Source organism: Cyanobium gracile UHCC 0281 (assembly GCF_034931305.1).
GTDB classification, from domain to species: Bacteria; Cyanobacteriota; Cyanobacteriia; order PCC-6307; family Cyanobiaceae; genus Cyanobium; species Cyanobium gracile_A.
Map to the genome: position 1 here is coordinate 1 of NZ_JAYGHY010000042.1, position 24,524 is coordinate 24,524.

General features: G+C 66.6%; 24 protein-coding genes and 3 pseudogenes. 15 read left to right on the plus strand and 12 right to left on the minus strand.

All coding sequences use genetic code 11. The features are described from left to right. From VB739_RS11735 to VB739_RS11750, 4 genes and pseudogenes are all read right to left on the minus strand, one after another. A pseudogene (locus tag VB739_RS11735) lies at positions 1-465 on the minus strand (arsenical-resistance protein); the annotation flags it as partial. Positions 466-530: 65 nt separating this feature from the next. Continuing rightward, complete coding sequence (locus VB739_RS11740; RefSeq protein ID WP_323357237.1) at positions 531-1,304, minus strand: hypothetical protein; 774 nt, start codon at positions 1,302-1,304, stop codon at positions 531-533. A gap of 50 nt (positions 1,305-1,354) precedes the next feature. Then, complete coding sequence (gene pstS, locus VB739_RS11745) at positions 1,355-2,389, minus strand: phosphate ABC transporter substrate-binding protein PstS (RefSeq protein ID WP_323357238.1); 1,035 nt, start codon at positions 2,387-2,389, stop codon at positions 1,355-1,357. A gap of 112 nt (positions 2,390-2,501) precedes the next feature. After that, entirely contained in the window at positions 2,502-3,614 is a 1,113-nt protein-coding gene (locus VB739_RS11750; protein WP_323357239.1) for a DUF389 domain-containing protein, read from the minus strand. A gap of 84 nt (positions 3,615-3,698) precedes the next feature. On the opposite strand from VB739_RS11750, the gene VB739_RS11755 reads away from it, so the two are divergent. Beyond that, positions 3,699-4,208, plus strand: a complete 510-nt coding sequence (locus tag VB739_RS11755; RefSeq protein WP_323357240.1) for a hypothetical protein — start codon at positions 3,699-3,701, stop codon at positions 4,206-4,208. Here the strand turns inward: VB739_RS11755 and VB739_RS11760 are convergent. Next, positions 4,175-4,564 (minus strand): hypothetical protein, encoded by a 390-nt coding sequence (locus VB739_RS11760; RefSeq protein WP_323357241.1) that lies wholly within the window; start codon positions 4,562-4,564, stop codon positions 4,175-4,177. The two genes, VB739_RS11755 and VB739_RS11760, sit on opposite strands and share 34 nt — an antisense overlap. A 111-nt stretch (positions 4,565-4,675) precedes the next feature. Between VB739_RS11760 and VB739_RS16695 the strand changes: the two are divergent. The 6 genes and pseudogenes from VB739_RS16695 to VB739_RS11785 all read left to right on the plus strand — a co-directional run. After that, a pseudogene (locus VB739_RS16695) lies at positions 4,676-5,077 on the plus strand (ATP-dependent zinc protease); the annotation flags it as partial. Between the two features lie 90 nt (positions 5,078-5,167). Beyond that, positions 5,168-6,091, plus strand: a complete 924-nt coding sequence (rimK, locus tag VB739_RS16700) for a 30S ribosomal protein S6--L-glutamate ligase (RefSeq protein WP_416233330.1) — start codon at positions 5,168-5,170, stop codon at positions 6,089-6,091. Beyond that, positions 6,088-6,891, plus strand: coding sequence for an ABC transporter ATP-binding protein (locus tag VB739_RS11770; protein ID WP_323357243.1), 804 nt, complete (start codon positions 6,088-6,090; stop codon positions 6,889-6,891). Before rimK ends, VB739_RS11770 begins: the two co-directional genes overlap by 4 nt. Positions 6,892-6,927: 36 nt before the next feature. Continuing rightward, on the plus strand, positions 6,928-9,111 hold the full coding sequence (locus tag VB739_RS11775) for a mechanosensitive ion channel family protein (protein ID WP_323357244.1): 2,184 nt from the start codon (positions 6,928-6,930) through the stop codon (positions 9,109-9,111). Continuing rightward, complete coding sequence (locus tag VB739_RS11780) at positions 9,104-9,673, plus strand: hypothetical protein (RefSeq protein WP_323357245.1); 570 nt, start codon at positions 9,104-9,106, stop codon at positions 9,671-9,673. Before VB739_RS11775 ends, VB739_RS11780 begins: the two co-directional genes overlap by 8 nt. 23 nt (positions 9,674-9,696) lie before the next feature. Beyond that, complete coding sequence (locus tag VB739_RS11785; RefSeq protein WP_323357246.1) at positions 9,697-10,311, plus strand: PCC domain-containing protein; 615 nt, start codon at positions 9,697-9,699, stop codon at positions 10,309-10,311. 12 nt (positions 10,312-10,323) lie between these two features. Here VB739_RS11785 and msrA read toward each other — a convergent pair whose 3' ends face one another. After that, entirely contained in the window at positions 10,324-11,025 is a 702-nt protein-coding gene (gene msrA, locus VB739_RS11790; protein ID WP_323357247.1) for a peptide-methionine (S)-S-oxide reductase MsrA, read from the minus strand. A gap of 86 nt (positions 11,026-11,111) precedes the next feature. Here msrA and VB739_RS11795 point away from each other — a divergent pair, with 86 nt between their 5' ends. Beyond that, the gene (locus VB739_RS11795; RefSeq protein WP_323357248.1) at positions 11,112-11,393 is read left to right on the plus strand and encodes a hypothetical protein; all 282 of its coding nucleotides are present in this window, start codon (positions 11,112-11,114) and stop codon (positions 11,391-11,393) included. An 822-nt stretch (positions 11,394-12,215) separates the two neighbouring features. After that, positions 12,216-13,151 (plus strand): phycobilisome rod-core linker polypeptide, encoded by a 936-nt coding sequence (locus VB739_RS11800; RefSeq protein WP_323357249.1) that lies wholly within the window; start codon positions 12,216-12,218, stop codon positions 13,149-13,151. A 16-nt stretch (positions 13,152-13,167) separates the two neighbouring features. Here the strand turns inward: VB739_RS11800 and crtD are convergent, their stop codons facing one another. After that, positions 13,168-14,727 carry a C-3',4' desaturase CrtD gene (gene crtD, locus VB739_RS11805; protein WP_323357250.1) on the minus strand — a complete coding sequence of 520 codons (1,560 nt, stop codon included), beginning with the start codon at positions 14,725-14,727 and terminating at the stop codon, positions 13,168-13,170. 442 nt (positions 14,728-15,169) lie between these two features. Here crtD and VB739_RS11810 point away from each other — a divergent pair, with 442 nt between their 5' ends. Next, the gene (locus VB739_RS11810; RefSeq protein WP_323357251.1) at positions 15,170-15,880 is read left to right on the plus strand and encodes a hypothetical protein; all 711 of its coding nucleotides are present in this window, start codon (positions 15,170-15,172) and stop codon (positions 15,878-15,880) included. A gap of 557 nt (positions 15,881-16,437) precedes the next feature. Here VB739_RS11810 and VB739_RS11815 read toward each other — a convergent pair. Further along, positions 16,438-17,313 (minus strand): hypothetical protein, encoded by an 876-nt coding sequence (locus VB739_RS11815; RefSeq protein ID WP_323357252.1) that lies wholly within the window; start codon positions 17,311-17,313, stop codon positions 16,438-16,440. Positions 17,314-17,461: 148 nt separating this feature from the next. Here VB739_RS11815 and VB739_RS11820 point away from each other — a divergent pair, with 148 nt between their 5' ends. Then, on the plus strand, positions 17,462-18,388 hold the full coding sequence (locus VB739_RS11820) for a fructosamine kinase family protein (RefSeq protein ID WP_323357253.1): 927 nt from the start codon (positions 17,462-17,464) through the stop codon (positions 18,386-18,388). 16 nt (positions 18,389-18,404) lie between these two features. Here the strand turns inward: VB739_RS11820 and VB739_RS11825 are convergent, their stop codons facing one another. Beyond that, complete coding sequence (locus VB739_RS11825) at positions 18,405-18,776, minus strand: CAAD domain-containing protein (RefSeq protein WP_416233329.1); 372 nt, start codon at positions 18,774-18,776, stop codon at positions 18,405-18,407. Between the two features lie 43 nt (positions 18,777-18,819). On the opposite strand from VB739_RS11825, the gene VB739_RS11830 reads away from it, so the two are divergent. The 3 genes from VB739_RS11830 (at position 18,820) to VB739_RS11840 (ending at position 21,269) form a co-directional block, all read left to right on the plus strand. Beyond that, positions 18,820-19,287: a M67 family metallopeptidase gene (locus VB739_RS11830; protein ID WP_323357254.1), complete on the plus strand. Its 468-nt coding sequence runs from the start codon at positions 18,820-18,822 to the stop codon at positions 19,285-19,287. Between the two features lie 22 nt (positions 19,288-19,309). Next, a complete protein-coding gene (gene moeB / locus VB739_RS11835) occupies positions 19,310-20,479 on the plus strand; it encodes a molybdopterin-synthase adenylyltransferase MoeB (RefSeq protein ID WP_323357255.1) in 1,170 nt (389 codons plus the stop codon). Between the two features lie 103 nt (positions 20,480-20,582). Then, a complete protein-coding gene (locus tag VB739_RS11840) occupies positions 20,583-21,269 on the plus strand; it encodes a potassium channel family protein (RefSeq protein WP_323357256.1) in 687 nt (228 codons plus the stop codon). A gap of 39 nt (positions 21,270-21,308) precedes the next feature. Here VB739_RS11840 and VB739_RS11845 read toward each other — a convergent pair whose 3' ends face one another. After that, positions 21,309-22,472 carry a cob(I)yrinic acid a,c-diamide adenosyltransferase gene (locus VB739_RS11845; protein WP_259724017.1) on the minus strand — a complete coding sequence of 388 codons (1,164 nt, stop codon included), beginning with the start codon at positions 22,470-22,472 and terminating at the stop codon, positions 21,309-21,311. A 71-nt stretch (positions 22,473-22,543) separates the two neighbouring features. Here VB739_RS11845 and larE point away from each other — a divergent pair, with 71 nt between their 5' ends. Further along, positions 22,544-23,416: an ATP-dependent sacrificial sulfur transferase LarE gene (gene larE, locus VB739_RS11850; protein ID WP_323357257.1), complete on the plus strand. Its 873-nt coding sequence runs from the start codon at positions 22,544-22,546 to the stop codon at positions 23,414-23,416. Between the two features lie 33 nt (positions 23,417-23,449). Here the strand turns inward: larE and speD are convergent, their stop codons facing one another. Together speD and VB739_RS11860 are read right to left on the minus strand one after the other, a co-directional pair. Continuing rightward, positions 23,450-23,932, minus strand: a complete 483-nt coding sequence (speD, locus tag VB739_RS11855) for an adenosylmethionine decarboxylase (RefSeq protein ID WP_323357258.1) — start codon at positions 23,930-23,932, stop codon at positions 23,450-23,452. 89 nt (positions 23,933-24,021) lie between these two features. Then, positions 24,022-24,524, minus strand: a pseudogene (locus VB739_RS11860) (DNA replication and repair protein RecF); the annotation flags it as partial.

Below are 24,524 nucleotides of genomic sequence, written 5' to 3' on the forward strand. Positions count from 1 at the left end.
CACCCCCCCCCCCCCCCCCCCTGAGAAGGGGCTCCCACCCATGAGCAAACGCCGAACCCACAGCCCCGAGTTCAAGGCAAGGGTCGTCATGGAGGCGCTCAGTGGCTGCACCATGGCGATGCAGGGGGCCAGGCCGATCAGGATCAGGCCGGTGCGGACCTCCGGCTGGCCGGGCAGGAACAGCCAGGCCAGGGCGAACATCAGCGCCTGCCCCAGGCCCCAGACCAGCAGCAACGACAGTCGCAGCCGCCGCCGATCCCGCGCCGCCCGGCCCAGGTCCTCGTAGTGCACCTTGGCCAGCACCGAGTCCATCATCATCAGCCCCAGGGCGATCGGCAACGTGGTGTTGCCGATGCGCACGGCATCGAGCCACCCCTGGATGGCCGGGAAGAAGCGGCCCAGCAGCAGGCCGCCGGCCATGGCCAGCAGGATCCAGAGCGGCAGGAACCGGTCGAGCAGCGACAACCGGGCCAGCACGGTCCTTTCCTCGTCCCTGCCCGTGGCCCGTTGATTGAATCAAAGCTGCTTGATTAGTCGGTTGAGCTTGGCTCTGCCGCAGCGGCGACGGGCAGCAGCGAGACGTTCTCCACCGACAGCGCATGGCCGGCCCCGAAGGGGTTGTCGAGATCGGTGATCAGCAGCAGCAACTTGATCAGCATCAAGGAGATCACACCGATGAAAAAGAGGGATTCGGCGAAGGGCTCGATCCTCGAGAGCACAAGCCCGACGGTGAGAACCCCCGTTCCGATGTAGGCAAGCGCGTAGACGGAAGGGACGAACGTGGTGCTGCGAATCACATCGATGCGTTGCACCCCCCGGCGGATGTGGGCCAGCTCCAGCAGCAGGCGCGCCTGCAGTGGTGCTGGATTCAGGCAGCCCAGCCGTTCGATCGCCAGCTGCAGGTCGTTGAGCCGCTCCAGCAGCGCCAGGGTCGGCCCGGCGTTCTGCATCCAGGCCAGGAGCGCTTCGCTGAAGCTCGCCAGCAGCGCCAGGCTCCCCCTCACCTCGGCGTCGGGCTGCAGCAACAGCAGACCCTGCACCTCCAGGGAGATGCACTCCAGGGCGGCGGCCAGTTCACCGGGCAGCTTCTCCCCTCCCTTGTCATCGGTCAGCACCCCATTCAGCAGGAAGCCCAGCAGGAACACCCCGGAGGCCACCAGGGCTGAAAAGAGGGGATTGGGGGTCAGCACCTCCCAGTGCTGCCGGTGCACCAGGACCCTGCAGGCTTCGATGCCCAGCAGCAGCAGACCCACCCGGCCGAAGAACCAGACCCGCCGCAGCAGATCCATGGCATGGACGTTCATCGTCTCGAGGCGAACCGCTGGCAGTCTCGGCGGTGCCAGAGGCGACTGGATCAGTCCTTGATCTTGGCCACCTCCTCCCGGGCCCGCTTCAGCACATCGCCGGTGAGGGGAACGAAGCCGAGTTCCGCCGCCTGCTTCTGGGGGGCTTCCTCCAGCGACCAGCTCAGGAAGGTGCGCACGGCCTCGGCCTTCTCCTCCCCCTGGCCGCTCCGATAGGCGACGATCCAGGTGAAGGCCACGATCGGGAAACTTTCGGCCCCTTCGGGGTTGCAGTCCGCGCCTCCGAGGCGCTCGTCGAGCTTGACGCTGTTGAGCGCCGCCGCTCCCGATTTGGAATCGGGCAGGACGAACTGCCCCTCCTTGTTCTGCAGCGCCACCGGCTTGACGGTGCCCCGCAGGTAGGCCTGGTTCACGTACCCGATCACGCCGGGGGTGTTCTGGATCAGTCCGGCCACGCCCTCATTCCCCCTGGCCCCAACCCCCACGGGCCACCGCACCGCTTTGCCGACGCCCACTTTCTGTTTCCATTCCTCCGAGAAGCAGGCGAGGGAATTGGTGAAGTTGAAGGTGGTGCCCGAACCATCGGAGCGATGCGCCACGGTGAGGGCCCTGGCCGGACAGCCCAGGGCGCTCCAGTTGGTGATCTTGCCGAGGAAGATGTCGGCGAGCTGGGCCTGGGTCAGCTTGAGGCCGGGGCAGTCGGGATTGTTGTAGGCCGGGCTGATCGTGCCGCCCAGCATCGGGATCTGCACGGCACCGCGCTTGCCGGCCATGCCGGCCTTGAAATCCGCGTCGCTGAGGTGTTCATCGGTGGCGCCGAAATCGACCGAACCCGCCAGAAACGAGCGCACCCCCTGCCCGGATCCCACCGACTGGTAGTTGACGAGGTATCCCTTGGCGGTCTTGTAGTCGGCGGCCCAGCGTTGGTAGGCCGGGGCGGGGAAGGAGGCCCCGGCGCCGTTGAGCGAAGGCAACCGGCGACCGCCGGAGCCGCAGGCGCTGATGGTGAGCGTCAGAGCGGCCAGTCCCACCGGCAGGCAGGCACGGCGCAGCTGGGGGATGGTCCGCTGGAGGTGGAGAGTCACTGGCTTCACGACACTGAATGCCTTCCTTTAGGCGGTGTTGAGCAGGCCTTTGGTTAATTCAGGTGCCAATTGTGACAAAGGCAACAGCGGGAACAGAGCTCATCAGGGCCAGCTACGGCTCTTCCTCCAGATCCTCCGCCTCCTGCTTGCGGGTCTGAGCTGGCAGGGGGGGCAGCGCCGGTGGCGGCAGCACCTCCAGCCCGGGGGGGTTGGGGGCGGTGTCCGGTCCGATCAGGTCCACGGCGGTGCGTTGCACCACCAGCCGGAAGCGCAGGGGCGCCTGGGTTTTGTTGATGAAGTCCTGCACGCCGGCCACCTGCCGGGCCGTGGGCAGCTTGGGGTCGGTCACCCGCACCCGGGCCCGGATCAGCGGCGGATTCTTCTGCCAGTCGATGCTGATGCCCACCAGATCGATGGCAGGATCGCCGCCGAGGGTGATCGTGCTGCTGCGCAGCTGTTGCTCGATCACGGTCTCCAGCTTCTGGGCCTGGGTTTCCCGCTGGGATCGGTTCACCAGGGCGAAGAAGCTGCTGCCCAGGGGGATCACCAGCAGGGCGGTGAGGGCCAGGCTGGTAAAACCGAGCCTGCTGCGGAACAGACGGGTGCGGTACACCTTCTCAAGAATCCCCAGGGCCGCCATCGCCCCCACCATGATCCCCAGCAGGTTGGTGGCGAACAGCAACAACGCCCCGTAGGCCTGCGACCAGTAGGCGGAGGCCAGCAGGATCCCCACGACGCACATCGGCGGCACCAGGGCCACGGCGATGGCCAGGCCGGCCAGGGCCGTGATCGCGTCCTTTCGGAGCTTGGCGTACATCGCCACGGCACCGGCCACCAGCGCCACCCCCAGATCCAGCAGGTTGGGGCTGGTGCGGTTCATCACCTCGCTGCCGAAGCTGGGGAAGGCCACCAGACGGCCCACCGCCATCGCCAGCACCACACAGATCACCACCCCCAGCATCAAGGTGCTGAAGGCCCGCAGGAACATCGGCAGCCGCCCCCGCAGGATCTCGAAGGCCATCGCCTGCAGCGGCATGATCCAGGGGGCCACCACCATGGCGCCGATCACCACACCGGGGCTGTTGGCCAGCAGGCCCAGGGTGGCGATCAAGGTGGCACCGACGGTGAGCACCACGAACACCTGGTTGAAACTGGCGTCGTGCTCGAACTCCTGCCTCAGCGCGTCAAGCCGCCCCTCTTCCGAGAGGGTCGTGGGGGAGTTCATGGACGGAGCGCTGGCGATGGGTCACCCAGCCTGCTGCGGATCCGGGATACCTTCAAGGGCACGTCCCAGCCCATCACAGCCGCCATGGCCTGGCTGAAGCCTGCCGCTGCTGGCCTGGCGCTGGTGGCTCTTGTGCCCCTGGCCGCCCGCGCGGACAACTGGTCGTACCAGCGTTTGGTGGAGGCTTTCGAGCAGCGCGGCTTCAGCGTGCTCGGCAGCCACCCCCGCTGCGCCGAGCGCGGTCTGTACGGGCTCTACCTGCGCGAGAGCCGGCGGATCGTGGTCTGCCCCCGCGGCCATCTCAACGACACCCTGCTGCACGAGGGCTGGCACGCGGTGCAGTCCCGCTGTCTGCGGGGACGGCCCCATCTGGGTGAGGAGGACCTGCGTCGGGGCCTGAGCCGACACGACCGGCGCGACCTGGCCCGGCTCTACGGCGAGGGCCGCTGGCAGCGGGAAGCGGAGGCCAGGGTCATGGCCCGCCGGGATCCAGCCGCCTACTTCCGCCTCGTGGACGAGCTCTGCGTTGACCCGGCCCCGGCGCCGCCGCAGGGAGCGCCTCAGGGCCAGGCGCTGAAGCGCACCGGCTCATAGCGGGCGATCGACACCCGCCAGCCCCGGATCGCCAGGGCACCCAGCTCGGCATGAAAGTCGGCGCTGCTGCCGCCGCCGACCCAGCGCGCCTTCAGCCGGGGCAACTGCTCCTGCAGCGTCTCCAGCGGCAGCTCCACCAGCAGCAGGCTCCCGTCCCCGGCGGCCCGCCGCAGGGCGCCCTCCTCGCTGCGCTGCCAGAGGCGCAGCAGCAGCTCCAGCACCAGGGTGCGGCCGTCATCGCCGGGATCCGCCGCTTCAGCCGCCGCCAGGGCCAACGACTTGCCGTTGAGGGGCAGGGCCCGCGTCCCTTCCTGCTCCAGCAGGGCCAGCGCCACCAGATAGGGAGCCTCCGCCATGACCATCGCCCGCACACAGCCCCCAGCCTGCTGGATCGGCGTCGACAACGTCAGAGAGCCCGGCGAGCATGGGGGTTCGTGGGCCCGTCCCACGCCACCCGCTCCGGACCCATGGACAGCTTCGACGGCAAGATCATCGTGGGCAGCGAGGAGTGGTGCAGCTTCCCGGACGCCGGGCTGCCGGCGATCAAGGCCCGCGTCGATTCCGGTGCGGCCACCTCGGCCCTGCATGCCACCAACATCGTGGCCTTCGACCGCGATGGCCAGCCCTGGGTGAGCTTCGAGGTGCACCCGCTCCAGGGTGATCGGGTGGTGGTGGTGCGCCATGAAGCGCCCGTGGTCGCCAGGCGGGAGGTGCGCAACACCAGCGGCGTCCCGGAGAGCCGCTACGTGATCCGGGAGCGCCTGGTGCTCGGTGAGCAGAGCTGGGAGGTGGAACTCACGCTGGCCAATCGCGATGCCATGGGCTACCGGATGCTGCTCGGCCGGCAGGCCATGGTGGGCCGGATCCTCGTGGATCCGGAGGGCAGCCATCACCTGCGCACGCTCAGTGCCGAGGAGAGCCGCGCCCTCTATTCCCATGTCCGCAAACGCGACGACGGCCTGCGGATCGTGCTGCTGGCCAGCAACCCCGACCTCTACAGCAACCGCCGCCTGATCGAGGCCGGCGAGGAACGGGGCCACCACATGCAGTTCCTCAACATCCGCCAGTGCTACATCCGCCTGGACCCCCGCAACCCGGAGGTCCACTACCGCGGCGGCGACGTGCTCGGCACGGTGGATGCCGTCATCCCGCGCATCCGCCCCAGCGTCACCTTCTACGGCTGCGCCGTGACCCGCCAGTTCGAATCGATGGGGGTGCCGTCCCTCAACAGTGCCCACGCGATCACCGTCTCCCGCGACAAGCTTTTCGCTTCCCAGGAGTTCGTCCGCGCGGGCCTCAACACCCCTGTCACCGGGTTCGCCGATTCCCCGCTCGACACCGTGGATCTGATCCGCATGGTGGGCGGCGCCCCCCTGATCGTGAAGCTGCTGGAGGGTGCCCAGGGCAAGGGTGTCGTGCTCGCCGAAACCCAGAAGGCGGCGGAAAGCGTCATCAATGCCCTCCAGAGCCTCGACGCCAACCTGCTGGTGCAGGAATTCATCAAGGAGGCCGGAGGCACGGATCTGCGTTGCTTCGTCGTCGGCGGCAAGGTGGTGGCCGCCATCGAGCGCCGGGCCGCTGAAGGGGAGTTCCGGGCCAACCTGCACCAGGGGGGATCGGCCCGGACCGTGCAGCTCGATGCCCCCGAAAAGCAGATGGCCATCAAGGCCTGCAAGGCCCTCGGGCTCGACGTGGCCGGCGTCGACATCCTCCGCTCCCACCGCGGCCCCCTGCTGCTGGAGGTGAACTCCAGCCCCGGGCTCGAGGGGATCGAAGCGGCCACCGGCCTGGATCTGGCCGGGAAGATGATCCAGAAGCTGGAACGCAAGCTCGGCTGGGGTCGTCCCGCCGGCCAGGAGGCCGCCGCCGACGTGAGGTCGTGAGCGAAGCTCCTGCGCCATCGGCCTACCTGGAGCTGCAGGCCGTCGAGGCCTGGCTGGGCCCGCGCCGGGTGTTTGAGGATCTCTCCCTGCGGCTGCACCGCGGTGAGCACACGGTGGTGCTGGGCCCCAACGGCTCCGGCAAGAGTTCCCTGGTGAAGCTGCTCAGCCGCGAGCTCTACCCCGTGGTGAAACCCGGCTCCTCGTTGCGGATCTTCGGCAGCGAAACGGTGAACCTCTGGGAGCTGCGCGGCCGCATCGGCCTGGTGTCCCAGGATCTGCAGGCCGCTTATGGGGGCAGGGTGCCCGCCGCCGATGTGGTGCTCTCCGGCTTCTTCGGCTCGGTGGGCATCGGCCGCAGCCAGGTGGCCACCACCTCCCAGCACCGGCGCGTGGCGGCGCTGATGGCGCAGCTGGGGCTGGCCGAGCTGGCCGAGCGCCCCTACGGCCAGCTCTCCGATGGCCAGCGGCGGCGCCTGCTGCTGGCCCGGGCCCTGGTGCATGGGCCCGAGGTGCTGGTGCTGGATGAACCCACCAACGGGCTTGATCTGAAGGCCAAACACCAGTTGCTGGCGCTCCTGCGCGAGCTGGTCCAGGCCGGCACCACCCTGCTGCTGGTGACCCACCAGATCGAGGCGATCCTGCCCGAGATCCGCCGTTGCGTGCTGCTGCGCGAGGGCAAGGTGGTGGGCGACGGGCCCGCTGCCCAGTTGCTGCAGGACGCCCCCCTCAGCGCCCTGTTCGCCACTCCCCTGCGGGTGTGCGAGGCGAACGGTTACCGCCAGGTGTTGCCGGCAGGCTGAGCCGCCATCATTCGGGACATGTGCCGTGGCGTCTGGGTGCCCCGTCTGATCCGTCTGCTGCTGGCCTTCCTGACCGCCTGTCTGCTGCCGCTGATGGGCCTGTCAACGGCGGCGCTCTCCGCCGGCCCGGGGGCGGCCCCCCCCGACCCGGGCCTGGCGGTCTACGTGCCCCTGGAGAGCCAACCCTTCCATGGCCAGTTGCTGGACCTGAAGCAGCAATGGACGGATGCGCCCCTCAACCAGGTGGTGGGGGACAGCCCGCGGGCCACCCTGCTCAACTTCTACGTGGTGATGGCCCAGGTGAGCCGCGATATCACCCGGATCGAGGCCAGGGCGGCGGCGACACCCGGGCTGTTCTGGTCGCGTGCGGTGCGCAACGAACTGGAGCTGATCGACAGCTACTTCACCGAAGCGGTGAAGGCTCTGGATGTGTCGGAGATCCCCCAGAGCATCCGGGCGGATTTCGCCGATGAATATGCCCTCAAGCTCAAGGTGATTCTTGATTACGTCTTCACCCATAGCCGCAAACCTTTCGAGATCCCTGATGCGGCTGGGATGAAGGCGTTGAACGAGGGACGGTTGAACCCCAGCGGCAGCTGGACGATCCCAGGCACCTCCATCACCCTGACGGATGAGGGGACAGAAGGGGTCCGTGATCGCGGCTACAGGTTCTCCGCCTTCACGGTGGCCCAGATCCCCAGTCTCTACGAGGAAATCAAGCATCAACGTGCGCCATCTGCCGGCGAGTCCAGCCTGCTGACGCCAGAGATCTATGACGCCTTCAGCCTCAGGCCCGGCCATATCCTGCCGCCCAAGTGGTATCTGAGCATTCCCGCTGGCTTCCGCCGCAGCGTGCTGGAGGCCCATCTCTGGGACCAGACCCTGTTCCAGATCGTGTTGGGCCTGTTGGCTCTGACGGCCTTCGCTGGGGTGCAGCTTCGCTTGGTACTGGCCCTTCTGGCCAGCTATCGGATGACCGAACGGGCCGCCAGCAGACCACTCACACCCATGGCGGTCTGGCGCGTTGACAACATCGCCTGGCATCGGGTGCTGCTGGCGGGCGTGGCCCTGCCCATCACCCGACTGGTGGAACTGCTGCTGGATCACTACGTCAACGTCACCGGCCTGCCGCTGCAGGTGCTGGTGTACCTGCTGTACACGCTCTACTTCTGCTGGGCGGGGTTGTTCAGTTTCTTCCTGATGGAGGCCCTCGGTCGCAGCCTGGCCGAGTGGATCACGATTCTGCGCGGACGGCGCAACGCCCTGCAGTTGAGCCGCATCAGCAATCTGGTGATGCCCATCTGCCGGGTGATGGGGGCCATCATCGGCATCTCCCTGATGTACCGGCTGCTGATCCTGCTGGGCTTGCCGGGCTCCACCGTGCTGGCCTTTTCCGCCGTACCCGGCCTGGCCATCGGCTTGGGGGCCTCGAAGCTGTTGGGCAATCTGTTCGCCGGTCTGTCGATCCAGACCGACCGCCCGTTGCGGGTGGGGGAGTTCTGCCGCATCGGCACCAATCTGGGCTTTGTCACCAAGATCGGCCTGCGCTCCCTGGAGCTGCAGACCCACGAAAGTCGCGTCACGATCCCCAATTCGGTCGTCGATGAGGAGACGATCGTCAACTACTCCCTGCGCTCGGATCAGGCGCAGGAGGCGGTGCTGCATGTCTTCGAGTTGCACCTTCCCCTGCCGGCCGACCTCACCCCCGATCAGCTGGATGACCTGCTGCATTACGGCCGCTCCTACCTCACGGGGTTGCCGGGATTGACTGCTGCCCAGGTGTTCCTCGACCAGGACGCCGGCGATGGGGAGTTGCTGCTGCGCTGCTGCGGAGAGATCCAGGCCCCCAACTGGACCGACTACCTCAGCTTGCGGGAAGCGGTCCTGCTGCGACTGCGGCAGATCACGGATCAGGTGATCCGCTCCCGGATGGTGATCGGGGTGGCCTACGACACCAGCCAGGAGCAACTGCAGCGCATCCCCGACCTGATCGCCTCGCTGTTCGATCACGAACCCCTGGCCGCTTTCCGCTCCTGTCGCCTGTTGGCCATCAACGACTTCAGCTACGACTTCACCTACGACTACCGCTCCGCTCAGCCGACCTACGCGGCGTTCAAGGATGAGGTGGCCCGCCTCAACCGGGCCCTGCTGGCCCTGTTCGCTGCCGAAGGGATCGAGATCCCCTACCCCACCCAGGCGGAGATCCAGATCGATGCCTGACTGCGTTCTCAACACCCTGGCGGGCTGTGGCCTGGTGATCGCTGCCTATCCCCGCTTCAGGTACGACGCCCGTGGGGGCGGGGGCCCGGGGTGGCTCACCGACGGGGACAGCACCGGTTCGCAGCGGCTCCGTTTCGACCCCGCTGCTCTGAACATCCCGCCGCTCAACTGGCGCACCACCCGGTTCCTGGGCCTGCCGTTGCCCCCTGGGCTGCAGATCACCATCCATCCTGAGCGGCTCGAGGGGAGCCTCGATGGGGCCACCGGAGCGATGGCGTTGCGGTTCAACGCCCGCTTCCGTTTCGCCATCGGCTCGCTCTACCGGGCACCGGATCTGATCGTCGACACAACGCTCAGCACCGGTTCGGTGCAGGGTCGCCGCCACCAGGCCACAGGCCAGCCCCTCGATGGCGACGGCCTGGCGCAGCTGGTGGGGGTGGCCACCATCGCCCCCAGTGGCGATCCTTTCCTCGACCGGTTCCTGGGTCTGCCCGACGAGGCCCTGGCGCTGCTGCGCTGTCGGTTCGGTCCGCTGGCGCCGGCGGGCCGGGACTTACCTTGACCCCCTCGACGCCTGCTGCCGCCATGCATCCCCTGCCGTTGCATCTTGGCCCGGGCAGTGATCTGCGCGCCAGCCTCGAGCAGCTGGGGACCCAGGCCGGCGCCTCCGGGTTCGTGCTGGGGGTGGTCGGCGACCTCTCCCAGGCGGCCTTCCAGTGCCCGGGCCAGGCCGAACCCACCGTGCTGCAGGGTCACCTGGAGATCATCACCCTGCAGGGCACCGTGGCGCCCCAGGGGGTGCACCTGCACCTCAGCCTGTCCGATGGCGAGTGCCAGGTGTGGGGCGGCCACCTCGAGCACGGCAGCCTGGTGCTCAGGGGCGCCGACCTGCTGGTGGGCTTCCTGCCCACCGACGCACCCCAGGAGCCAGTGACCGCGGCGGCCACCCCCGCCCAGCCGCGGGTGGAGATCGCCGTGGGCAGCGGCTGCCCCTTTTCGGCCCGGGCCCTGCGCATGCTGCGCACCCTCGGCATCCCCCACACGGTGCAGCTGGCCGACGACGAGGGCGTCCGTCAGGAGGTCGCCCAACGCAGCGGCGGCCGCTCCATGCCCCAGGTGTTCATCGATGGCCAGCCCATCGGCGGCTACGACGCCCTGGCCGATCTGCACGGCCGCGGCGCCCTCGACCATCTGCGCTGAGGGCGACCCCACCTAGCGGGCCAGCTCCGGAAACTGCGTCTTCAACCGGGCCACCTTCGGCTGGTCGTGGATCACGACGTAGGGGTGGGCCGGGTTGCGGGCGACGAAGTCCTGGTGGTAGGCCTCGGCGGGGGTGAAGCCCCGCCACTCCTCCACCGTGGTGGCGATCGGCCGCGGCAGCGCGCCGGAGCGGTTCAGCTGGGCGATGTAGGCCGCGGCCACCCGTCGCTGCTCAGGGTCGGTGGGGAAGATCGCCGAGCGGTACTGGGAACCCACATCCGGACCCTGGCGGTTCAGCTCGGTGGGATCGTGGGCGACGGAGAAAAACACTTTCAGCAGCTGGCCGTAGCTCACCCTGGCCGGGTCATAGGAAATGCGGATGCCCTCGGCGTGGCCGGTGCCGCCGCCACTGACGCGGTCGTAGGCGGCGGTGGCCGGGCTGCCGCCGGTGTAGCCGGTCACCACCTCGGTGACCCCTTTCACGTGCTCGAACACCGCCTCCATGCCCCAGAAGCAACCGCCTGCCAGTACCGCCGTGGCGCGTGGGCCAGCCGCCAGGGTGAGCCCTGTGGCCGGATCGGGCAGGCTGGCGGCCACGGCGCTGGAGGCTCCCAGGCGGGGCACAAGGCCCGGCGCGATCAGCGGTATCGCCAGCAGGCTGGCGGCCAGGGCCGAGAGGGCGGCGGCTGTGTTGAGGCGCGGCGACAGTCGCATCGGGGGAAACGCGGTGGATGGTTGGACTACCGGCCAGGACCCCCAGCGGATTCCCCCTTAAGGTCGATCAGAGCGAAGGAACGTCCATGGCAGCCCGCCTCGCGATCGGCCCGGTGGACGTGAGTCCCGAGGTGCGCGAGTGGGTGGATCGTGAAACGCTGCAGCGCCTGGTGGCCCGCCACCGCCGCGGCGACTGGGGCGTGGTGGATGCCCGCGATGCACGGGACAACACCATCGCGGCCTACCGCCAGCAGGGTTCGCTGCGCAGCGTCTTTGATCTCGGCCAGGGCTTGCAGGTGTGGATCCTCACCCATGATCTCGGCACCGACCAGCTGCACACCCTGGTGCTGTTGCCCAGCGACGAGTAGGCCCCCGGAGTGCTCTGTTGGGCACTCTTCATTCTGGAGGAGCCGAAGAATGGCAAGACTCTCTCACATTGAACAGGCTGAACTCGCCAGGCTATCGCTGATGTCCGGCAGGCGCACCTGGCAACATCTTCAGGCTTGCATGACGCGCTTCTTTTCCCTCATCGAGGATGTTCTTCCCCTTTTCCCAGGCTTCAGTATGTACAGGTTGGCACCGTCTTTATATTTTCTTTCGTCTGCTTGTGTTGCCTTGCCTCTGGACGGGGCCGTGAGATGTCGTAAAAGAGGGTCGCACGCTGTCGGGGGCCTGGAACATGATCGAGCTTCCGCAGCCCAGGCGACAGTCCCAGTCCTGGCCCCAGGGGATGTCGCGCCTTTGCTCCGAGGCACGACCAGCTGAAACACCCCTCACCGGAGTGGGGTGGTCGCAGGCTGACGAGCTCGCTGCCCTTGAGACCGTCTGGGAGAGCCTCTGCCAGGACGCGGCGAGTGCCGGGACATCGCTCCAGTTACCCAGCCTCTCCAGTCCCCTCCAGCCGCCTGTCGGCGGCCAGCGTCCCCTGCGCCAGCGAAATCGCCTGGCTGAGGTGTCCCTGCGCTTGGCCTCCTGAGCTTTTCTTGTTCTTTCTCAATCCTTCGTGGTGAAGGATTGTATGGATCTTCCTCCGCTCGCTGAGCGCTGTAACGATTCGCGTTTCTTCGCTCTGAATCCAGTAAGAATCGCGGCTTGACATCGCCGGCGGGAAAGTCCTCCTGAGGAGCTCTTTTCATCCTGCTCCTGCCCATGGCGATGCTCTTCTCTCTGCCCTTTGCGTTGTTTTTCCCATGGCCCTGGTCCAAGCCCCTTCCCTTGGCATTGAGCGTTTCGCGGATGATCGCAACAAGGAGAACTGGTCAAAGGCGTCGCCGCAGGATCGTGATGGCATCCTCAGGCTGGTCTATCAGCAGGTGCTGGGCCAGCAGTATGTGATGCAGAATGAGCGCCTAGTTGGTGCTGAATCTCTCTTCCGAAACGGTTACCTCACCGTTCAGGAATTTGTGCGCACGCTCGCCAAAAGCGGGCTCTATCGCTCCCGTTTCTTCGAATCCTGCAACCCCTACCGCTTCATCGAGCTCAACCACAAGCATCTGCTCGGCCGGGCACCCCACAACAAGGCCGAGATGCTGCACCACTTCACGATCCTGCAGGAGCACGGCTACGACGCTGAGATTGATTCCTACATCGACAGCCCCGAGTATCAGGAGCGCTTCGGCTCCGATGTGGTGCCCTATCTCCACGGCTGGGACTATTCCGCCGGCCACCAGGGTCAGCAGTTCTCCTGGCTGATGCAGCTGGCCGGTGGGGCTGCCGCTTCGGTGAAAGGCGACAGCGCCGGCACCCGCTTCAAGCTCGGCCGGGCCCTGCACCAGGATCGGGCTGTGACGGTGTCGGTGAAGAGTCCCCGTTTCAGCGGTGAATCCTTCTTCCAGGCCAATGTTGGCCAAGGCGGCTCCAGGGTCGATGGACCGGTGTCCCGTAACGGCCAGCCCACCGATCCCTCCCGCGGCCACCGCGAGGAAGCCCTGGTGGTGTCGGCCGGCGTGCGTGGCACCAGCGGCTCCAGTGGCCGGGTGGCCACCATCACCGCCACCGGGCTGGTGAACAACGCCGTGGTGCGCAGCGGCTCCTACGTGATGCGGGTGCCCTACAGCCGCATGAACGAGGCCCTGCAGCGGGTGCAGCGTCTCGGCGGCCGGGTGGTGCGCGTCAGCGTCAACTGAGTCAGTGCCCGGGGGGTCAGGGCCGCAGGTCCACCCCCCTTTGGGCCAGCAACTGGCGGCAGGCCATCAGGGCCGAGAGGCTCACCCCGGCGGTGCCCTCGCCGGGGTGGATGGCATCGCCGCAGAGCCACAGGCCCGCCAGGGGAGTGCGGCTGGCCAGGCCGAAGGGCCCGAACCGGCTGGGGTGCTGGCCCAGGCCACCGACATAGCCCATGGGTCTGCCTGTCCAGCCGGCAAAGCCCCGGGGGGTGGACAACTCCCCGTGCAGCCAGTCGTCAGGCCCCACCCCCAGCAGTTGTTCCAGGCCCCTCTGAATCGAGGCCATCGCCTGCTGCTTGCGGGCCTGATAGTCGGCCTCCTCCGCGCCGAACCAGGGGTGGACCGGGGTGAACACGCTGGCAATCACCGTGGCCCGCCCGGCGGGAGCCCGGCCATCCCCCTCCTGGCTGATCGAGACGAACAAGGAGCCCGGTTCCGGGGCCGCCAGCTGCAGGTGGCTGGGGCACTCCGGCGGCAGCTTGTTGCGATCGATGGCCCCGTAGAACACCAGGGCCCCGCTGGGTTCGTGCAGACTCTCAAGCCGCCGGCGGTAGCCGGCCGGCAGGGCGTCCCCCAGCAGGGCCGGCAGGCTCTGGGGGGGCAGCGTGACCACCACCTCGGTGGCTTCCAGGCTGAAATCGGACTCCGGAGAACGGGGATCCCCGGGGCGTGCGGTGCGTCGCCGGCCCGTGATCTGCCAGCACTTGTCTGGCTGAACGGGCGGCCGCAGCCGTTCGACGCGATGCCGCAGCCGCAGCCGACCACCGTGCTGCTTCAGCGCCTGCTCGAGGCTGTCGCTGAGGGCCTGCATCGAACCCTCCAAGTGCCAGAGGCCCAGTGGTTCCTGCACCATCGCCAGCACCGTGGCCCCGTAGAGCGCGGCCGTGCGATCCGCTGGCTCCTGGGAGTAAAGCTTCAGCTGCAGATCGAGGAAGCGCCGCAGCCGCCCGTTGGCGGCGCAGCCGGTGAGCTGCATCAGGTCGGCCACGGTGGCGGTGGTGAACAGACCGCTGGCCAGCGTGCCTGGCCCCACCGCCCCCAGCAGCTGACCCAGATCCCACCAGGTGCGCGGCGGCAGGACCGGATCCTGGGAGGCGAAGGCCCAGTTGGCCCGGTGCAAAGCGTCGCAGAGGGCCCAGAAGCGAGCACTGCCGGGGAACTGCCTCAGCCGCTCCTGGTGCCAGCGCTCCGGGTCGCGCCAGATCGACACCGGTGGGCGGCCATCGGCCAGATCCACCACACAGCCGGGATCGAGCGGTACGGCGGCCGGCGGCGCCACCCCGAGATGGCGGAACAGCCGCGCATGGATGCCGGCGGGGGCGCCGTCACTGTTCTCCAGCCCCGCCACCTGGGTGGCCCCCACGTCAAACACATAGGGCCCGCGCCAAAAGGTGCCGGCACAGCCGCCGCTCTGGCGATGGGCCTCGAGCAGCTCCACCTGGAGCCCCTGTTTCGCCAGCAGGGCCGCCGCCGTGAGGCCGGCGATGCCGGCGCCCACCACCGCCACGTCTGTCCTGGCCCCATCGCTGGTCTTCAAGGCGGCCCGGACGCGCAAGGCCGATGCTGGCAGGCCAGTGCTCAGGGCTGTGGATGGGGCTGGAGATGGGCCACAGCCGTCGCCGTTTGTGGGGTGGGAGCTTTAAGCTCCTTGGTCTGAAGGTTGTGAAGCAGTGCGAATGGACCTAGAGCTCCAAGAGAGACTCATTTGAAGGTTTGTTTCCGAGCCTGTGTCGGTTTCGGGATACGAATGTGGGTGGCCTTCCTCCCATGGCAAACACAGCCCCCTTCTTGAATCGTGAAATTGCTTCTCCCACCGTCTCTTTGGGCTGAGATTCAGCTTGGGGACTGCCTAGGGGATCGAAGTAGTTCGTATCATCAGACACATAAAGTGCAGCGTCGAGCGATGCGGATGTGCAGCAAGTGAGATATCAGTGAGCTAATCGGGTTAGCTTCCTAGGGTTGTACTCAGCTTTCTGGGAATGCTCACCTCTCAACCAAGCTCTGGATTCGGCCTAAAGGCGCTTGTTTCCAGAGGCTCCCCTCGTAAGGCACTCATAGGTAGTGCCGTATTTGCCGCCTGTGTTTCCGTGCTCTCGGCAGGTCAGGCTCAGGCGCTTGGTACGGACTGTTCCTCACTCGCTCCGCTGATCGGTGCGGGGATGAAGATCTCCAATATCAGCTGCACCGGCGATATCGCAGGTAGCAGTGACGTCCTAATCTTCTTCAATGAGCTTGGCACTCTGGAGTATAATTTTCTTGGGTTCACATCTCCTATTGGTGGATCTGAAATGGGTAGCATTAAATATGATATTGAAACGACTCTCCCTGATTTTTCTTTCAGGACAGTCCAGCTTACGGCAGATGGGTCGACTGGTTCCTTTTACGACGCTACCAAGAAGATTGATTGGGGCCTAGACTCTTTCACGTTGGCAGTCGACCAGACGGGCGCTGAACCAGTATTTGCTTTCCCCCCGCTTACGGCATTCAAGACCCTTACCATCACTGATAGTTGGAAGGCTGACTTAGGGGTTTTGACGGCTGTGACCAACAACTTTACGCAGGGTCCTGATGTCGCTCCCCCAGAATCTGTCCCTGGTCCTCTCCCCATCCTTGGTGCAGGTGCAGCCTTCGGCTACAGCCGAAAGCTTCGCTCCCGCCTGAAGCTCAACGGTTCGAAATCAAGTTCTTGATTCTTAGCTTGTGGATATTTCGCCCGTCTTTAGACGGGCTTTTTATTGTCCATCTGGGAAGGTCTTCCGAAGCCTATCGGATTTACCGCTCGTCCCTGTCTGATGAAAGATTTCCCGGATTTTGCCAAGGGCATGCAAGTGTATGACTGATACTACACTCGTCCGCTGAATTCTTCTCATGATGCCAGATAGAGTATTCATTGGTTGGGCGCCTAAACGCCTCTCTGGCTTTGAAGCATCTTCTGCTGGACTCGTAGCTTCTTTCCTTTGACAGACGCTGAATGAGAGTGTTGGAGCTTCTGCTGATCAGCTTCATGGCTCTTGTATCTTGCGCTTGCGCTTCATTGGTGGCTGAAATGGTCATCATTGCGGATTCTCCTCGCCCTAAGCCCCTTCTTTGCTGCAGTGACTGCGGACAACCAATTTGCCATGCGGGGCATGGGAGGCCTATCTGCTAAAAAAACCACCCACTTCATTCTGAGCGTTCCGGCAGAGGCCGCAGTTCAGGTGATTCATCAGATGAAGTGCCGCTCAATCTGCTGTTCTCCAAAGTTTCCCTAAGTATTGTCGTCGCTCACCATCCACTCCTCGGGAATTTCAGGCGCAAGCTTTTGCCCCCCGCGCCTTCTATTCCGTTTAGTCACTCCCCAGTTACGTGTCAACACGAGAAGTAAAAGGGTGGGTTGGTTTGGTGAGGATCGACCAATGGCAGCAAAGCCAAGGAAAAAGATCAGTGCCCTCAGGATGTTGCCGAAGATCAGTCCGAGGGATCTCTGCCAAAGGCTTGACATGCGTTGCTCAAAGTCGTATTCGGCGCGCTTGCTTCTTGCATTGATCATCTCAACCAGCCGATCCCTCAGCACGTTCAGGGGGAGGGGTAGCTGTTCAGGCAGCGCCTCCTTGCTGCCAGGAATCTGTGCATAAGCTATGCGGAGCTCAGCTTCATTGCTCGATTGTTGTATGGCTTCAGCGGATTTTGTTGCATTGGCAAGTAGTTGTGTAGCTTGTTGTTGTTGAGCACGCAGTAACATGACGCCTGAATAGACTTGTATCGGGACCAGTAGCAGATATCCGATTGCGGCCCAGCTGGCAAAGCGCCTCAATAAGTTGGCCCGGTTGGTGATTTCCTTCGAATGTGTATCAACGCTCGCGGCGCCTGCAACAAAAAGCCCGCCTATCAAGGGGATGGTGCCGCGGCTCACAAGAAATCCATTCATCCTGTCCAGCCAGGCTGGTTTGAGAAGGGCTACCGGCCAGGCCTGAAAACAAAGATCAACAACAAAATACGCCAGCAGTGCTACCCCCACCCAGTGGAGGGTCCATGCCAACTCATGCCTCTGATATCCAACGAGTTCATTGGATTCCTTGGGTGTGGATTCTTTCGCCATCGCTCTTGCTTTGATTTTGACTTTCTTAGCATGCTTGCGAATCACCCTTCTGTTCGGATGACTTATCGATTCGTAGTCAAGCCCAAGGCTCTCTCAGGCTTTCGTGTTTCTTTGCTATCGACCTTCTCTTCCAGTGAGCGACACTGTCTGTATTGCATCCAGTCAGTCTGTGGCCTCTTCCCCCAGGGCCCCCATGCCGCCCCCCGACACCCTCACCCCCTGGCTGGCCGAGCGCCTTGGCGTTGAACTGGTGGATTGCTGGCCCGTTTGTGGTGGTTGCATCCACAGAGCCTGGCGTCTGGATCTGGCCGATGGCCGCAGGCTGTTCGCCAAAACCAACACCACATCGTGCTTGCCGCTCCTTGCGGCTGAAGCGGAGGGTCTCCAGGCCCTTGCGGCGGCGGCAGGCGACGAGGGCCCGCAGGTGCCCGTGCCCCTGGCCCACGGCATCTCAGGCCGATCGGCTGTGCTGGTGCTCTCCTGGCTCGATCTGGAGCGCGGCCAATCAGCAGCGAAAATGCTGCATTGGTTTCGTCTGGGAGCTGCGCTGGCCCAATTGCACAGGCGCAGTCTTTTGCATGCGTGTGTCCCGTCAGACAGCCCGCGGCGGGTCTACGGCTGGCCGATGGACAACTTCATCGGCTCCGGCCCCCAGCCCAATGGTTGGCAGGAGCACTGGGGGCGGTTCTTTGTGGAAAGGCGTCTGGCCCCCCAGCTGGAGCGCCTAGGCCGTTGCGGCAACCCCCTGGAGCGGACCGAACGCCTGCTGGCGTGGGCAGGGCAACGTCTCGGTGAGCACCGTCCAGACCCTTGTCTGGTGCACGGGGATCTCTGGAGCGGGAACGTCGCCGTCACCTGCGATGGGCGGGGAACGATCTTCGATCCAGCGGTGTACCGGGGCGACCGCGAGGTGGACTTGGCGATGGCCCGCCTTTTCGGTGGTTTCCCTAGAGCGTTCTTCGACGGTTATTCAGAGGAATGGCCTCTGCCGGCGGACCACCGCCGGCGCCTCAATCTCTACAACCTCTATCACCTTCTCAACCACGCCAACCTTTTCGGAGGCGCCTATCTGAACCAGTGCCAGGCCAGCATCGACGGTCTGCTGGCCCTGCCCGGCTAGCGGCCCGAACGTGAGTTCAGCTCAGGTATTCCTTGCGCAGGGTCTGGACCTTGGCCATCACGGCCGAGCGCTTTTCACCTGTGGTGAGGTTGTTCCAGCTCCAGGTGCCCACCACCACCAGTCCGAGCAGTTCCAGCAGCCCCGGCACGATCGGCAGCAGGTTGATGGTGTCCAGCACCCCCTTGATCAGGATCTGGGCCACGATCACGGCCAGCAGGACGCCGGAAGCCTTGCCGACGCGGCCCACCTGGCTCCAGTCCACCTTGTCGAGGGTTTCGTTGACCTTGCCGATCACCTCGCTGTAACGCTCGGTGAAATCCACTTCTGCGGCGCTGCTGGTGGTGTCGTCATGCATGGTCTCCTTCACCTCGGTCGTGCTGTCGATCATGGAAGGAGCGGTCTCCTGACGGAATGATGCATAACGTACCGGTGTGAACCCTGAGACGCCAGCGGAATTGCGGCTCGGTCGGCAGGCGCTGACGCTGCTGGAGGCCGTGCTGGTGGCGGCCGCCCCCGAGGAGGGCTGTGCCCTGCTGCTCGGGGGCCGCGATCCCTGGTGCGTCCGGCGCGTCTGGCCCTGCCTCAATGTCTGGGAGCCCGCCGCCGAGCGCCGCCGCCGCTTCGCCCTCGATCCGCGTGAGCAGCTGCTGGCGCAGAAGTGGGCCCGCTCCCGGGGGCTGAGCGTGCTGGGATCGGCCCACAGCCATCCGCTCTCGGAGCCCGTCCCCTCGGCCCTGGATCGCTCCATGGCCTTCGCCCCCACCCTGATGCTGATCCTGGGGCAGGCTGATCGCCCCGCCACCGCAGCGGCTGCAGGGGCGACGTCGCGTGAGCTGGCCTGCTGGTGGTTGCCGGAGCAGGGCAGCCCCCGGCGGTTGGCGTGGAGAATGGACGATTAGTGCGTCGTGGGCCTCCACCGCCATGCTTCCTCCCGACACCAGCGCCGTCCAGCTCAGCCCCGATGAGGTGGTGCGCTTCTCGCGCCACCTGATCCTGCCGGAGATCGGCATGGAGGGGCAGAAGCGGCTCAAGGCGGCCTCTGTGCTCTGCGTCGGCACCGGTGGCCTCGGTTCGCCCCTGCTCCTCTACCTGGCCGCCGCCGGGGTGGGCCGGCTCGGCATCGTCGATTTCGACGTGGTCGACCACAGCAACCTGCAGCGCCAGGTGATCCATGGCACCAGCTGGGTGGGCAAGCCCAAGATCGAATCGGCCAGGGCCCGGATCCACGAGATCAATCCCCACTGCCAGGTGGATCTCTACGAAACGGCCCTCACCAGCGACAACGCCCTTGAGATCATCGCCGGTTACGACATCGTCTGCGACGGCACCGACAACTTCCCCACCCGCTACCTGGTCAACGACGCCTGCGTGCTGCTCGACAAGCCCAACGTTTACGGCTCGATCTTCCGCTTCGAGGGCCAGGCCACGGTCTTCAACTTCGAAGGCGGCCCCAACTACCGCGATCTCTTCCCCGAGCCGCCCCCGCCGGGGATGGTGCCCTCCTGCGCCGAAGGGGGTGTGGTGGGGGTGCTCCCCGGCATCATCGGCATGATCCAGGCCACCGAGGCGGTGAAGCTGATCACCGGCATCGGCACCAGCCTCAGCGGCCGCCTGCTGCTTTTCGATGCCCTCAAGATGAGCTTCCGGGAGCTGAGGCTGCGCCCCAATCCGGAGCGCCCCGTGATCGACAAGCTGATCGACTATCAGGAGTTCTGCGGCGTGGGCGGTTCGGCCCCTGGCCAGGAGGAGGCGGGCAGCGTGCCCACCATCACCGTGGCCGAACTCAAGACCATGATCGACGGCAAGATGGAGGATCTGCTGCTGGTCGACGTGCGCAACCCCCAGGAAGCCGACATCGCCGTGATCCCTGGCTCGGTGCTGGTGCCCCTGGATCGCATCGAGAGCGGCGAGGCGATCGAGGACGTGCGGCGCCTGGCCAGCGGCAAGCGGCTCTACGTGCACTGCAAGCTGGGCGGCCGTTCCGCCAAGGCCCTGATCGCCCTCGGCCGTCACGGCATCGAGGGGGTGAACGTGCAGGGCGGCATCGACGCCTGGAGCCAGGAGGTGGATCCTGCCGTTCCCCGCTACTGACGCCCTTTCCCCGGCCAGGAAGCGGTGGCGGGAGCGCCGCCGCCTCGAAGCCCAGCGCCTGATCGCCCTCGAGAAGCGCTTCCTGCCGCTCCTGCTGACGGCCGTGCTGCCGATCCTGCTGATGCCCTTCACGGCCAGGTATGGCTGGCAGGGGCACGTCCTTCTCGCCCTGGTCTTCAATCTGCTGATCGTCCAGTCGATCCGCACCTTGCCGGTGATGCCTGGGGTGCCCTACGCCCGGCTGCGGCAGGAGTTTTTCCGCGGGATCGGCCTGGTCGGCAGCATCGGGCTCTGGGCGCCGGTGGCCTCGGGGGAATGGCCCGGTGGGTCGTTCCACGCCGGGGAGATGGTCCTGCTGAGCCTCTTTTTTCTGATCACCTCGACGCGGCTGGTCAGAGTGTTGGCCAGGGTGCCCCGGGTCAATGGGCAGGTGTTGGCCGGCGCGGCGGCGGGCTATCTGCACCTGGGTCTCACCGGAGGGGTGCTTGCCACGGCCACGCAGGTGCTCGTGCCTGGCAGCTTCAGCCTCGGGGAGACCGCCGGCCAGCAGCTGCTGCTCGATCGGCTCACCTACTTCAGCTTCGTCACCGTCGCCGGGGTGGGCTATGGCGATGTGCTGCCGGCCAATGCGGTGGGGGAGCGCTTCGTGATCCTGTTGAGCGTCGCGAGCACCTTGTACATGGCCCTGCTGGTGGGGCTGCTGCTGGGCCGCTTCATCGCTTCAGAGGAGGTGGAGATGCTGGAGGACGAGGAGCTGGGCCCGCCCAGGGCGCCAGAAAACAGCCCGTGATCGGCACGCCCGTGATCAGCAGTCCCGCGATGGCTGGGGTCAGTAGTCGACGCCGCGTTTGAGGTCGACGCCGCGCTCGGCGTAGTGCTTGTGGCACACCATTTCCGAGTGCACGCTGGCCAGATCGAAGTAGGCGGGCCGGCTCTTGCAGCGGCCCGTGATGATCACCTCGGTTTCGGTGGGCTTGCGCAGCAGGGTCTGGACGATCGGCTCCACCGGCAACAGTTCGAGATCCACCGTGGGGTTGAGTTCGTCGAGGATCACGGTCTTGTAGAGGCCGCTGGCGATGGCGGCCCGGGCGATCTCCCAGGCCCGTTCCGCCTCCACGTAATCGATCGGCTGCTGCTGGCCGCGCCACACGATCGCATCACGCCCTGAACGCAGGTGGTCCACCAGGTGGGGGTAGCTTTCCCGCAGGGCGGCGATCGCCGCGTCCTCGGTGTAGCCCGCGCCGCCCTTGAGCCACTGCAGGATCAGCACCCGGTGGCTCTTGTCCTGGCTGATGCCGCGGCCGATGGCCTGCAGGCCCTTGCCCAGGGCGCTGGTGGATTTCCCCTTGCCCTCTCCGGTGTAGATCTCCAGGCCTTCGAGCCCCTGCTGGGGCCCGCTGTGGGCCCGCATCTCCGAGTGCAGGTCGGCCAGCTGCACCAGCTGCCGCGGCGCCCCCCGGCCGGTGCAGATCATTTCCATTCCCGCCGGCTTGGTGGCCAGGGTGCGCACCACCTCCTCGGTGTCGAGCAGGCCCAGATCGAGCACGGGGTTGAGTTCGTCGAGCACCACCACCGAATAGAGGTTGCTGGCGATCGCCCCCTTGGCGATGTCCCAGCCCCGCTGGGCCTCCTGGTGGTCGAAGCGGGTGGCTTCCGCGGCACTGAAGTGGTCGCCGCGGCCGGTGCGCACCTGGTCGATCAGGTGGGGAAAGCCCTGCTGCAGGGCCTCGATGGCGCTGTCCTCGTCGTAGGCGCGGCCGGGGCCCTTGAGGAACCGCAGCAGCAGCACCCTGGTGCGCTTCTGCTCGCAGATGCCCAGCCCGATGGTGCGCAGCACCACCCCCAGGGCCGCCTGGCTCTTGCCCTTGCCTTCCCCGTCGTAGACGTGCAGCTGGCCATGGGCGCGCTCGTCGCTGCCGGCGGCCGTGCGGATGCCGATGCCCCGCCCAGTGCCGCGCTGCGGGGTCTGGGTGCTGCGGGCTGCGGGCGTCATCGGCGGGTGGCGGGGAGCGTCAAAGGGCGGATCTGACCCGGATGCTACTGAGCCTTGCCAGGATCGAGGCCATGCCAGCCACCCGCCGCCTCAGCCTGCTCGAAGCCCTGCCGGCTCCACTGGAGAGGGGCCTGGAGGCCCTCTGCCGCCAGCTCGACGCCTTTCCCCAGGTGGTGGTGGCCTACTCCGGCGGTGTCGACAGCGCCCTGGTGGCCGCCCTGGCCGGCGACCGTCTGGGGGAGTGTGCCCTGGCGGTCACCGGTGTCTCGCCGGCCCTGGCCCCCCACCTGCGCCGGGAGGCCAGCGACCAGGCCCGCTGGCTGGGGCTGCGCCACCGCGAGTTGCCCACCGCGGAGCTGGCCGACCCCGCCTACACCAGCAACCCGGAGGACCGCTGCTATGCCTGCAAGCGGGAGCTGCATCGCCTGCTGGCCCCGATCGCTGCTGCCGCCCAGGGGGCCCAGGTGCTGGACGGGGTCAACCTCGATGATCTGGGCGACCATCGGCCCGGCATCCGTGCCGCCCGGGAGTTCGGGGTGCGCTCGCCGCTGGCCGAGGCCGGCATCGACAAGGCGGGGGTGCGCCAGCTCTCCCGAGCCCTGGGCCTGCCCTGGTGGGACAAGCCGGCCCAGCCCTGCCTGGCGTCCCGTTTCCCCTACGGCGAGCCGATCGACGCCCCCCGCCTGACCCGGGTGGCCGCCGCGGAGGACTGGTTGCGCCAGTGCGGCTTCCCCGAACTGCGGGTCCGCAGCCAGGGGGAAACGGCGCGCATTGAAATCCCCACCGCCGGCTTGCCGGCGGCGCTGGAGTCTCTCGCCCATGGCGAGCTGCGCCCCCAATTGGTGGAGGCCTTCAGGCACCTCGGCTTCACGGCCGTGGCCCTGGATCTGGAGGGGCTGGTGAGCGGCAAGCTGAACCGCTCCCTGGGGGGGCATCGGGACTGACCGACACCCGGGCGTACCCCTGTCCCTCTTGGCTCAGGCGCCGGCCAGGTGGGGCTCCCTCTGGCTGTCGATCAGGGCCTCGGGCGTCTCGCGGCGGAAGCTGGTGAGCTTGTGCCGTCCGGACCCAAGTTCCTCCCACAGGACCTGACAGGCCTTCTCGGGCATGGTGTGGTCACCGCAGGTGAACACGTCCACGGCCGCATAGCCCGATTCGGGCCACGTGTGGATGGAGATGTGGGACTCCGCCAGCAACGCCAGGCCCGTGACGCCCTGGGGTTCGAAGCGATGGGTGATCAGGTTGAGCAGGGTGGCACCAGCGCGTTTGGCTGCTGTCGTGATGGTGTCCCTGAGGAAAGCTTCGTCGTCGAGCCTTGCGCAATCGCAGTCGTAGAGCTCGAGGATGCAGTGTTTCCCTACCGCGTCGGTGATGTCGCCTGGGGGTGCAATGGCGTGGGTGGGGGAGGCGGCGGGCTTCCATCCCGGGTTGGGATGCAGGCTGGACAGGGTTTGGTTCATCGAATCCGGTCAAACAGGTCTCACCATACGCGCCAGGAGCTCGGATCAGTGGTTCGCCAGGTCGCCTGCGGCGACTGGGGGCTCGGGCCTCAGGCCACCAGGGCGCCGCTGCGCAGTTCCACCACCTGGCTGTGGGCCCGCCAGCCGCTGCTGAAGGCCTCCAGATGGGTGGCACTCACCAGGCACTGGTGGCCGTCCCCCACCGCCTCCAGCAACAGCTGCTGGCGCCCCGGGTCCAGCTCGGCCAGCACGTCGTCGAGCAGCAGCAGCGGCGGCTGACCCACCACCTGCCCCACCAGGTCCAGCTCCCCCAGCTTCAGGGCCAGCACCAGGGTGCGCTGCTGGCCGGCGGAGCCGTAGCGCCGCGCGGCCTGGCCGCCGATCAGCAGGGCCACCTCGTCCCGGTGCGGACCCACCTGGCACTGGCCGAGCCGTTCCTCCTCGGGCCGCTGCTGGCGCAGCTGCTCCTCCAGGGCCTGGCGCCAGGGGCCCTCCTCGTCGCTGGCCTCCGCCAGCACGGTGCCGCTGATGTAGTCGAGCTGGAGCGGTTCGGCGGCCCCGCCGATGCGCTGCTGCCAGGCCACCGCCAGCG